The sequence below is a fragment of the Cytobacillus gottheilii genome (assembly GCF_018582665.1).
Classification (GTDB): Bacteria; Bacillota; Bacilli; order Bacillales; family Cytobacillaceae; genus Cytobacillus; species Cytobacillus gottheilii.
Window position 1 is genome coordinate 120,727 of record NZ_CP071709.1, and the last position, 11,225, is coordinate 131,951.

The 11,225-nt window shown below is 40.7% G+C and carries 13 protein-coding genes and 1 other annotated feature; all 13 genes read left to right on the plus strand.

Going from position 1 to position 11,225, the window contains the following annotated elements; genetic code table 11:
• The first annotated feature begins 2 nt into the window (after window positions 1-2).
• Window positions 3-422, plus strand: a complete 420-nt coding sequence (locus J1899_RS00620) for a Mini-ribonuclease 3 (protein ID WP_214476889.1) — start codon at window positions 3-5, stop codon at window positions 420-422.
• Window position 423: 1 nt separating this feature from the next.
• Window positions 424-1,167, plus strand: coding sequence for a 23S rRNA (guanosine(2251)-2'-O)-methyltransferase RlmB (rlmB, locus tag J1899_RS00625; protein ID WP_066441627.1), 744 nt, complete (start codon window positions 424-426; stop codon window positions 1,165-1,167).
• Window positions 1,167-1,676, plus strand: coding sequence for an NYN domain-containing protein (locus J1899_RS00630; protein ID WP_066441623.1), 510 nt, complete (start codon window positions 1,167-1,169; stop codon window positions 1,674-1,676). The genes rlmB and J1899_RS00630 overlap by 1 nt, the downstream gene beginning before the upstream one ends.
• 71 nt (window positions 1,677-1,747) lie before the next feature.
• Window positions 1,748-2,404 (plus strand): RNA polymerase sporulation sigma factor SigH, encoded by a 657-nt coding sequence (sigH, locus tag J1899_RS00635; RefSeq protein WP_066441614.1) that lies wholly within the window; start codon window positions 1,748-1,750, stop codon window positions 2,402-2,404.
• Window positions 2,405-2,494: 90 nt separating this feature from the next.
• Entirely contained in the window at window positions 2,495-2,638 is a 144-nt protein-coding gene (rpmG, locus tag J1899_RS00640; protein ID WP_082851569.1) for a 50S ribosomal protein L33, read from the plus strand.
• A 183-nt stretch (window positions 2,639-2,821) separates the two neighbouring features.
• Entirely contained in the window at window positions 2,822-3,004 is a 183-nt protein-coding gene (gene secE, locus J1899_RS00645) for a preprotein translocase subunit SecE (protein ID WP_066441612.1), read from the plus strand.
• A 203-nt stretch (window positions 3,005-3,207) separates the two neighbouring features.
• The gene (gene nusG / locus J1899_RS00650; protein ID WP_066441609.1) at window positions 3,208-3,741 is read left to right on the plus strand and encodes a transcription termination/antitermination protein NusG; all 534 of its coding nucleotides are present in this window, start codon (window positions 3,208-3,210) and stop codon (window positions 3,739-3,741) included.
• 257 nt (window positions 3,742-3,998) lie between these two features.
• The gene (rplK, locus tag J1899_RS00655) at window positions 3,999-4,424 is read left to right on the plus strand and encodes a 50S ribosomal protein L11 (RefSeq protein WP_009336545.1); all 426 of its coding nucleotides are present in this window, start codon (window positions 3,999-4,001) and stop codon (window positions 4,422-4,424) included.
• Window positions 4,425-4,590: 166 nt separating this feature from the next.
• Complete coding sequence (gene rplA, locus J1899_RS00660) at window positions 4,591-5,289, plus strand: 50S ribosomal protein L1 (protein WP_151575971.1); 699 nt, start codon at window positions 4,591-4,593, stop codon at window positions 5,287-5,289.
• 71 nt (window positions 5,290-5,360) lie between these two features.
• Window positions 5,361-5,504, plus strand: a sequence feature (ribosomal protein L10 leader region).
• 32 nt (window positions 5,505-5,536) lie between these two features.
• Entirely contained in the window at window positions 5,537-6,037 is a 501-nt protein-coding gene (gene rplJ, locus J1899_RS00665) for a 50S ribosomal protein L10 (protein ID WP_214476891.1), read from the plus strand.
• A gap of 57 nt (window positions 6,038-6,094) precedes the next feature.
• Window positions 6,095-6,460 carry a 50S ribosomal protein L7/L12 gene (rplL, locus tag J1899_RS00670; protein WP_066441601.1) on the plus strand — a complete coding sequence of 122 codons (366 nt, stop codon included), beginning with the start codon at window positions 6,095-6,097 and terminating at the stop codon, window positions 6,458-6,460.
• A gap of 141 nt (window positions 6,461-6,601) precedes the next feature.
• Window positions 6,602-7,204, plus strand: coding sequence for a class I SAM-dependent methyltransferase (locus J1899_RS00675; protein ID WP_066441598.1), 603 nt, complete (start codon window positions 6,602-6,604; stop codon window positions 7,202-7,204).
• 413 nt (window positions 7,205-7,617) lie between these two features.
• Window positions 7,618-11,178, plus strand: a complete 3,561-nt coding sequence (rpoB, locus tag J1899_RS00680; protein WP_066441595.1) for a DNA-directed RNA polymerase subunit beta — start codon at window positions 7,618-7,620, stop codon at window positions 11,176-11,178.
• Window positions 11,179-11,225: the final 47 nt, after the last annotated feature.

Below are 11,225 nucleotides of genomic sequence, written 5' to 3' on the forward strand. Positions count from 1 at the left end.
AAATGCTCAGCTACAGTGAAAAAATAGATGAAAAACAATTAAATAGTCTTGCGCTTGCCTATATGGGTGATGCTGTTTATGAGATATATGTAAGAAGGCATCTTTTGCAAAGCGGAAAAGTAAGACCGCATCAGCTTCATAAAGAAGGCACACGATATGTGTCAGCAAAAGCGCAAGCTCATGTCATACATGGTTTTCTAAATGAAGGTCTGCTTTCAGAAGAAGAGGAAGCAGTTGTGAGAAGAGGAAGGAACGCTAAGTCAGGAACCATTCCTAAAAACACCGACGTTCAAACCTACCGTTACAGTACAGCGTTTGAAGCGCTGATCGGTTATTTATATTTAGCAGACAGAGAGCAGCGGCTTGAGGAATTAATACAAGCCGCATTCCGCTCCGTCGAACTTAAGGAAGGAGGCAAATAGAATGAGTCAGGATTTTATCATTGGTAAAAACCCGGTTATAGAAGCGTTAAAATCGGACCGGGATATTAACAAAATTTTTATAGCTGAAGGTTCCCAAAGCGGCCAGATGCAGCAAGTGATCGGTTTAGCGAAAACAAATGGCGTGCTTGTTCAATTTGTACCGAAAAAGAAGCTGGATCAGCTTGTTGAAGGAACACATCAAGGAGTTGTAGCGGCTGTAGCAGCTTATCAGTATGCAGAGGTGGACGAGCTATTTGCTCGTGCTGAAGAAAGAAATGAAGATCCTTTCTTCCTGCTGCTAGATGAAATTGAAGACCCACATAATCTTGGATCAATTATGCGAACAGCTGATGCTGCTGGAGCACATGGTATTATCATTCCGAAAAGAAGAGCGGTAGGGCTGACGGCAACTGTAGCGAAAGCATCAACGGGAGCCATTGAGCATATACCAGTGGTGCGTGTGACCAATATGGCAAGAACGATCGATGAATTGAAAGAACGCGGTGTATGGATTGCAGGAACAGACGCATCCGGCAAACAAGACTACAGACAATTTGATGGAACCATGCCGCTGGGTTTAGTAATCGGAAGTGAAGGAAAGGGAATGGGCAGGCTGATTAAAGACAAATGTGACTTTTTGCTGAGTTTACCGATGGCTGGACATGTAACATCTTTGAATGCATCTGTTGCTGCAGCACTGCTTATGTATGAGGTATACAGGAAACGTAATCCTGATGTACGATAATGGATATTTTGATTGTAGACGGCTATAACATAATTGGCGCCTGGCCAGAGCTTGATGAGCTTAAAAAGAAGGATTTAGCTTCGGCCAGGGACAGGCTAGTGGAAAAAATGGCTGAATATCAAGGGTATACTGGATTTCGTGTCATTATCGTGTTTGATGCGCATTTTGTAAAAGGAACGGAAAAAAAGTATAAAAACTATAAAGTGGAAGTTATTTTCACGCGGAATAATGAGTCGGCAGATGAACGAATTGAAAAGCTTGCGAGTGACCTGAATAACATCCGGACGCAAATTCATGTGGCTACTTCTGATTATACGGAGCAATGGGTGATTTTTGGCCAAGGCGCTTTACGGAAGTCAGCCCGTGAGCTGCTCAATGAGATGAATGTCATTGAAGGTAAAATTCAAAAAAAGGTCAAAAAAATCCAAGAGAAAAGACCGTCTTCTAAAATTGCTCTCCCGGATGAAGTGGCAGAAATTTTTGAAAAATGGCGCCGAGGGAAGGAATGAGCGGTTGACGCTTGAAAAAAATGTACTGTATAATATTTCTATCCATGCTTGGTACGGTCGGAGGGATCTTAGTGAGTACTGACTTCAAGACGAATGATGATAACAACATTGCCTTTTTGGAGCTTGAGGATGAAGAGCTGATTGAATTGGTGCATAAGGGTGAGAGTCAAGCGTTAGATTACTTGATTCATAAGTATCGCAACTTTGTAAGAGCAAAGGCAAGGTCCTATTTTTTGATTGGTGCAGATAAGGAAGATATTGTACAGGAAGGAATGATTGGTCTTTATAAAGCGATCCGTGATTATAAAGGCGACAAATTATCTTCTTTCAAAGCATTTGCAGAACTATGTATTACCAGACAAATTATTACCGCAATCAAAACAGCCACACGACAAAAACATATCCCTTTAAACTCATACGTATCTTTGGACAAGCCTATTTATGATGAGGAATCAGACAGAACGCTGATGGACGTCATTTCTGGCGCAAAGGTGATGGACCCGGAGGAACTGATCATCAACCAGGAGGAGTTTGACCAAATTGAAGTCAAAATGTCCGAGCTGCTAAGTGACTTGGAACGAAAGGTTCTTGCTCTTTATTTGGATGGGCAGTCTTATCAGGAAATATCTGAAGAATTAAATCGTCATGTTAAGTCCATCGACAATGCACTGCAGCGAGTTAAACGCAAGCTGGAGCGCTATTTGGAAGTTCGAGAGTTTTCCTTGTAAATATAATTTAGAATTTTGCAGTTATTGACATCATTTGTCGCCCATGGTACAGTTTTAAAGACGTAAATGAAAGTGTAGCAGGTGGAGACTATGCAGAAAAAAGCCGTTTTAGCGTGTTCACAGTGCGGAAAGAGAAACTATTCGACGTCTGCAAGCAAAGATGGAACAAGGCTGGAATTCAAGAAGTTTTGCAGCACATGCAGTGCTCATACAGTACATCGAGAAACAAAGTAAGCGTAGAAATGTGCAGTAACTTATACAAGAATGATTCCATTTTTAGGACAAGTCATTTGGAAGATAAGTACAGCAAAGCCTCTGTTTACGCCTTTTTTAGGTAGGATTACTTATTTGATCTTAGAATAAATAGCACATTAATGTGGCTTTTAGGATATATCTCTTGAAGTTGGGGGTTACGAAATGCAACGCATCGTGAATTTTTTCCGTGAAGTTGGACGGGAAATGAAAAAGGTCAGCTGGCCAAAACGCAAAGAATTAACGAAGTATACAGTTACTGTATTATCAGTTGTTGTGTTCTTTTCTGTGTTTTTCGCTGTGCTTGATCTTGGAATTTCCGAATTGATTCGTTTAATTCTTGAATAACCCCTGTGATTCCATGGTATAATGGAAAATAATACAGGTCAAATTCGCAGAAGCCCGGAAACGGGTTTTTTCATTTGGTCAAAAAATGATATGCGAAGAGATGGAATCAGTATCATCTACTTGTTTACAAACAATCGCAGGCTGAAGATTGTGAAATAAAATTATGAAATTACAGGGAGGGAAGGACGAACAAGTCCTCTTGAATGGAAAAGAATTGGTATGTTGTTCATACGTACTCTGGCTATGAGAATAAAGTAAAAGCAAATTTGGAAAAACGGGTAGAATCGATGGGGATGCAAGACAAGATCTTCAGAGTCGTTGTTCCAGAGGAAGAAGAAACAGATTTTAAAAACGGAAAAAAGAAGGTTGTTAAACGCAAGGTGTTCCCTGGGTATGTTCTGGTGGAAATTGTCATGACTGATGACTCTTGGTATGTTGTCAGAAATACACCAGGTGTAACAGGCTTCGTAGGTTCTGCAGGCTCAGGGTCAAAACCAACCCCGCTGCTGCCGGAAGAAGTTCAGGTCATCCTTAAGCGCATGGGTGTGGACGAAAAACGAGTTGATGTTAACTTTGAGCTTGGTGAAACGGTACAAGTTCAAGAAGGTCCTTTTGCTAACTTTACAGGTACGATCGAAGAAATTGATAAAGATAAAGCGAAAATTAAAGTGCTTGTTAACATGTTTGGCCGTGACACTCCAGTCGAACTTGATTTTTCTCAAATTGAAAAAATTTAAGTTGAGCGTTTCTGCGGGTTTTTAAGAAAGAAAAAGGCATTTTTCCTTTTTTTTAGAACCTTGTGCTGATGAGTAACTTCATATATTTTCAAAAAAACTTGAAATCAGTTTCGGAAAGTGGTAGAATTTCAAAGGTCAGTATGTCTCGGAACGAGACCGGACAATTGTTAGTTCTTTATCTTAATATAAAGAATATGAGTTGAGTGGGAGGGTTTATTCCCTATTACCACATCACGGACTTTAAGGAGGTGTGTCTCGTGGCTAAAAAAGTAATCAAACTTGTTAAGTTGCAAATTCCTGCAGGTAAAGCGAATCCAGCACCGCCGGTAGGTCCTGCACTTGGTCAAGCCGGTGTTAATATCATGGGATTCTGTAAAGAGTTTAACGCTCGTACAGCTGAACAGGCTGGCTTAATCATTCCTGTTGAAATCACGGTGTTTGAAGACCGTTCATTTACATTTATTACGAAAACTCCGCCTGCTGCTGTTCTTCTTAAGAAGGCTGCTGGAATTGAGTCTGGTTCTGGTGAACCAAACCGTAATAAAGTAGCAACAGTCAAGCGTGACAAGGTACGCGAGATTGCTGAAACAAAAATGCCTGATCTAAACGCTGCAAGTGTTGAAGCTGCAATGCGTATGGTTGAAGGTACTGCACGCAGCATGGGTATTGTTATCGAAGACTAATCCCTGCTGTAATTGATGAGGTTGCGACGCTGAATTTGGATTCACGCGCAACCTTTATTAGTGCGGACGCTTTATAAGTTGTCCGGACGCTTTCTTCTAAGAGAAAGCTGTTTCGTCACGTGGGAGGTTATTCCGCTAAAACCACAATATAGGAGGAAATATTAAAATGGCTAAAAAAGGTAAAAAGTTTATCGAAGCTGCGAAGCTTGTAGATAACACTAAAGCATACCCGGTTGTTGAAGCAATCGAGCTTGTTAAAAAAACAAACTTTACTAAATTTGATGCAACTGTTGAAGTGGCATTCCGTTTAGGTGTAGATCCTAAGAAAGCTGACCAGCAAATCCGTGGAGCAGTTGTGCTTCCAAACGGAACTGGTAAAACTCAACGCGTTCTAGTTTTCGCTAAAGGTGAAAAAGCAAAAGAAGCAGAAGCTGCTGGTGCAGATTATGTTGGCGATGCTGAATTCATCAACAAAATCCAACAAGGCTGGTTCGAGTTCGACGTAATCGTTGCAACTCCAGACATGATGGGTGAAGTTGGTAAACTTGGACGTGTATTAGGACCTAAAGGCTTAATGCCAAACCCTAAAACTGGCACAGTAACATTTGACGTTGAAAAAGCGGTAAATGAAATTAAAGCTGGTAAAGTTGAATACCGTGTTGATAAAGCTGGAAACATCCACGTTCCAATCGGAAAAGTATCTTTTGAAGATGCTAAACTTGTTGAGAACTTCAACACAATTTTCGATACTATGCTTAAAGTTAAACCTTCTGCTGCTAAAGGCACATACATGAAGAACGTTTCTGTTACTTCAACAATGGGCCCTGGTGTTAAAGTAGATCCATCTTCTGTAACAGTTAAATAAGTTTACGAACTTGGATAAAAAAGGATTTGACAAACAATAATACATTTAGTAATATGTATTTTGTTGTAAAAAATAAATAACCATTTGTACCGAAGACAGCAGGTGCTATTAGCTTAATTCCCTGCCGAGGTCATACGATAGATTGATATGCTTACATTAGCTATTGTATACTTCCTCCATGTCTGTTTCGGATGTGGAGGTTTTTTATAGCCGGTATAAATGTAGAATTTCTACAGGAGGTGTAAGGATGAGCAGCGTAATCGAACAAAAGAAACAAATCGTAGAAGAGATTGCTGATAAATTTAAATCAAGTTTATCAACAGTTGTTGTTGACTACCGTGGTCTTTCTGTTGCAGAAGTAACTGAACTTCGTAAACAGCTTCGTGAAGCTGGCGTAGAATTTAAAGTTTACAAAAACTCTTTAACTCGCCGTGCAGCTGAAGTAGCTGAGCTTACTGGCTTAAACGATTCACTTACTGGCCCGAATGCAGTAGCATTCAGCACAGAAGATGTTGTTGCTCCAGCGAAAATCCTTAACGATTTCGCGAAAAAGCATGAAGCATTAGAGATCAAAGCAGGTGTTATTGAAGGCACAGTTGCTACAGCAGAAGATGTTAAAGCTCTTGCGGAACTACCATCCCGCGAAGGTTTACTATCTATGCTACTCAGCGTACTTCAAGCTCCAGTCCGCAACCTTGCTCTTGCTGCAAAAGCTGTTGCAGATCAAAAAGAAGAACAAGGCGCGTAAGCTAGATTACTCGTTAAACTAATAGATTCAAACCAAAAATAAGGAGGAAACATACTCATGACTAAAGAACAAATCATTGAAGCAGTTAAAAATATGACTGTTTTAGAACTTAACGACTTAGTAAAAGCAATCGAAGAAGAATTTGGTGTAACTGCTGCTGCTCCTGTAGCAATGGTTGGCGGAGCTGCTGCTGGCGGTGCTGCTGAAGAGAAAACTGAATTTGATGTAGTTCTTGCTTCTGCAGGCGATCAAAAAATCAAAGTTATCAAAGTTGTTCGTGAAATCACAGGCCTAGGTCTTAAAGAAGCGAAAGAACTTGTTGATAACACTCCTAAAGCTCTTAAAGAAGGCGTTTCTAAAGAAGAAGCTGAAGAAATCAAAGCTAAGCTTGACGAAGTTGGAGCTGGCGTAGAAGTTAAGTAATAATGTTTAAGAAGCCCGCTTTTATAGCGGGTTTTTTCTACTTTTCATTTATTTTCTTCTATAATATATGAGCAATCATGAATTTCTCCGTCCTAGATTGTATAATCATTCTTCATTTTATTCCCCGCCGGAGGTGATATTGTGTCTGAGCATTACTATTCCCAAACTCAAAAGGTAGAAAGTCAGCCGAAAACATGGCGTTATACATTGAATGGAAGGTCTTTTGTTTTTAAAACAGACAATGGTGTCTTTTCGAAAGCTGAAGTTGATTTTGGATCTAAGCTGCTGATCGAAACATTTACCGAGCCTCAAATAGAGGGCAACATTCTTGATGTTGGCTGTGGATATGGACCAATTGGTTTGTCGGTAGCTCAAAAGCTGAGTGATCGTACAGTCCACATGGTTGATGTGAATGCAAGAGCTCTTGGCCTTGCTAAGGAAAATGCTGAGTTAAACCACATTGAAAACGTCAATGTGTATGAAAGTGACCGCCTTGAAAAGGTAAAAGGCAATAAGTTTGCTGCTATTTTAACAAACCCGCCCATTCGTGCAGGAAAGAAAGTAGTACATGATATTTTTGAACAGAGTTTTGAAGTGTTACTTCCAGGAGGAGAGCTCTGGATTGTCATCCAGAAAAAGCAGGGAGCACCTTCAGCGATTGAAAAATTAAGCGAGCTTTTCCCTGAAGTAGAGACAATTGAGAAGAAGAAAGGCTATTTTATTATTAAAGCAAAAAAAGATTGACTTGACATTTTCGCTATGATAGTATTGTAAAATGCCAACATATTATATTTCTGATATAAACTAAATTAATCAACTCTTGTATAAATTTGGTTTTATTGGAAATGCTAATAAAATAATAGTCGTATTGTGGAACTGTGGTTTTATGACTAAAACCCTTTTTCTTTTTGTCTTATGAGTATCGGCTTGCTTGCGGTTCAAAAGGTGTTTTATTTATACTAAAGCATATTTTACAGCAAGTGTTTATGTATTTGAAGAATAAGTATGAACCTGATTAGTGCTTTTGTGCCTCGGTTTTCTGAAACTAAGATCCAGCGTGTAATACATAATATCGCTGGATATCATTATGTGTTTGGAGCCAATGCGGGTACCTGCGCTTTTCTAAATAAATTAGCTTGATTTGAGGGGTGAATCAGTTGACAGGTCAACTAGTTCAGTATGGACGACACCGCCAACGTAGAAGTTACGCGCGAATCAGTGAAGTTTTAGAATTACCAAATCTAATCGAAATCCAAACCTCTTCTTATCAATGGTTTCTTGATGAGGGTTTACGTGAAATGTTTCATGACATTTCTCCGATTGAAGACTTTACTGGTAATTTGTCGCTTGAATTTATTGATTACAGCCTTGGCGAACCAAAATATTCCGTTGAGGAATCGAAAGAACGAGATGTTACATACTCTGCACCACTGCGTGTAAAAGTGCGTCTTGTAAACAAAGAAACAGGCGAAGTGAAAGACCAGGATGTCTTTATGGGTGATTTCCCGTTAATGACAGAGACAGGTACGTTCGTAATTAATGGAGCGGAACGTGTCATCGTTTCCCAGCTTGTGCGTTCTCCTAGCGTATATTACAGCGGGAAGCTTGATAAAAATGGAAAGAAAGGTTTTACTGCGACAGTAATTCCGAACCGCGGCGCTTGGCTTGAGTATGAAACAGATGCCAAAGATGTCGTATACGTTAGAATAGATCGTACTCGGAAACTGCCCGTTACGGTTCTTTTGCGTGCACTTGGGTTCGGCTCTGATCAAGAGATCATTGATTTAATTGGGGATAATGAATATATCCGCAATACGCTTGAAAAAGATAACACGGAAGGTATCGATAAAGCGCTATTAGAAATTTATGAGCGTCTTCGTCCGGGTGAACCGCCAACTGTGGAAAATGCTAAAAGTCTTCTATTGTCAAGATTCTTTGATCCAAAGAGATATGATTTGGCAAATGTTGGCCGTTACAAGATTAATAAAAAGCTTCATATTAAAAATAGATTATTTGGTCAGAGATTGGCAGAAACACTTGTTGATCCAGAAACAGGCGAAATTATCGCGGAAAAAGGTGCGACTTTAGACCGTCGTACATTAGACCGTATTTTGCCTAACCTTGAAAAGAATATCGGTTTCAAATCTGTAAATCTTTTAGGCGGAGTTATTTCAGATGATGTAGAACTTCAGTCTATTAAAATTTATGCACCTAATGAAGACGGGGAAAAAGCGATTAACGTTATTGGAAATGCGTACGTTGAGGAAGCAGTGAAGAACATTTCACCTTCTGATATTATTGCGTCCATCAGTTACTTCTTTAACCTGCTGCATGGTGTAGGTGATACAGATGATATCGATCACTTAGGAAACAGACGTCTGCGTTCTGTTGGAGAATTGCTTCAAAACCAATTCCGTATTGGTTTATCCAGAATGGAACGTGTGGTTCGTGAAAGAATGTCAATCCAGGATACAAATACGATTACTCCACAGCAGTTAATCAATATTCGTCCTGTTATTGCATCTATTAAAGAGTTCTTCGGAAGCTCTCAGCTTTCTCAGTTCATGGATCAGACAAACCCATTAGCAGAATTAACACATAAACGCCGTTTATCTGCCTTAGGGCCAGGTGGTTTGACGCGTGAGCGTGCAGGCTTTGAAGTTCGTGACGTTCACTACTCTCACTACGGCCGCATGTGTCCAATTGAGACACCAGAGGGTCCGAACATCGGTTTGATCAACTCTCTTTCATCTTTTGCAAAAGTGAATCGTTTCGGCTTTATTGAAACACCTTACCGCCGTATCGATCCTGATACAGGTAAAGTGACATCCCGAATCGACTATTTAACAGCTGATGAAGAGGATAACTATGTTGTTGCACAGGCAAACGCTGTTTTAGGCGAAGATGGCTCTTTCCTTGATGAAGAAGTTGTTTCACGCTTTAAAGGTGAGAACACAGTTGTAAGCAGAGATCGCATCGATTACATGGATGTATCTCCTAAGCAGGTTGTTTCTGCCGCAACAGCTTGTATTCCGTTCCTTGAAAACGATGACTCTAACCGTGCTCTTATGGGAGCGAACATGCAACGTCAAGCGGTTCCTCTTATGCAGCCGGAAGCTCCTCGTGTAGGAACAGGTATGGAGTATGTATCAGGGAAAGACTCTGGTGCTGCTGTGATCTGTAAGCATGAAGGTATTGTTGAGCATGTGGAAGCACGCGAAGTTTGGGTGCGACGCATTAATGTAGTAGATGGCCAAGAAGTAAAAGGCGATCTTGATAAGTACAGAATGTTAAAATTCATCCGTTCCAACCAAGGAACTTGCTATAACCAGCGTCCAATCGTTGCTGTAGGAAACCGTGTAACAAAAGGAGAAATCCTTGCTGACGGTCCATCTATGGAACTTGGGGAATTAGCATTAGGACGAAATGTTCTTGTAGCGTTTATGACTTGGGATGGATATAACTACGAGGATGCGATCATTATGAGTGAGCGCCTTGTAAAAGATGATGTATATACTTCTATTCATATTGAAGAATATGAATCAGAATCTCGTGATACAAAGCTTGGACCTGAAGAGATTACAAGAGATATCCCTAACGTTGGGGAAGATGCTCTTCGCAACCTCGATGAACGCGGAATTATCCGTACAGGTGCAGAAGTAAAAGATGGTGATCTTCTTGTTGGGAAAGTAACTCCTAAAGGGGTAACAGAACTAACGGCAGAAGAAAGATTATTACATGCGATCTTTGGTGAGAAAGCTCGTGAAGTCCGTGATACTTCTCTTCGTGTGCCACATGGCGGCGGCGGAATTGTATTGGATGTAAAAGTATTTAATCGTGAAGATGGAGACGAATTGCCTCCAGGTGTAAACCAGCTCGTTCGCGTCTATATTGTTCAGAAGCGTAAGATTTCTGAAGGAGATAAAATGGCCGGACGTCACGGAAACAAAGGGGTTATATCCAGAATCTTACCAGAAGAGGATATGCCTTACCTTCCAGACGGAACACCTGTTGACATCATGTTAAACCCACTTGGGGTTCCATCTCGTATGAACATTGGTCAGGTGCTTGAGCTTCATCTTGGTATGGCTGCAAGAGCATTAGGCATCCACGTTGCTTCTCCAGTATTTGATGGAGCAAACGAGGAAGATGTTTGGGAAACAATTGAAGAAGCTGGTATGGCAAGAGATGCTAAAACGGTTCTTTACGATGGCCGTTCAGGTGAGCCTTTTGACAACCGTGTATCTGTAGGTGTCATGTACATGATTAAACTTGCACACATGGTTGATGACAAGCTCCATGCCCGTTCAACAGGACCTTACTCTCTAGTTACGCAGCAGCCGTTGGGCGGTAAAGCTCAATTTGGCGGACAGCGTTTCGGTGAGATGGAGGTTTGGGCACTTGAAGCTTACGGTGCAGCCTATACACTTCAGGAGATCTTAACGGTTAAATCTGATGATGTTGTAGGACGTGTTAAAACATACGAATCAATTGTTAAAGGTGAAAATGTCCCTGAGCCAGGTGTACCTGAATCGTTTAAAGTATTAATCAAAGAACTTCAAAGCTTAGGTATGGACGTGAAAATCCTATCTGGCGATGAAGAAGAAATTGAAATGAGAGACCTTGAGGACGAAGAAGAGATTCAGCAAGCTGAATCCCTTACAATTGCTCCAGATACAGCAAACGAAGAATCTGAAAAGGTTGCAGCAAAAGAATAATGAAGTATACGGAGTGAGGGCGATCACGTCCTCCTCCATTCCATAAT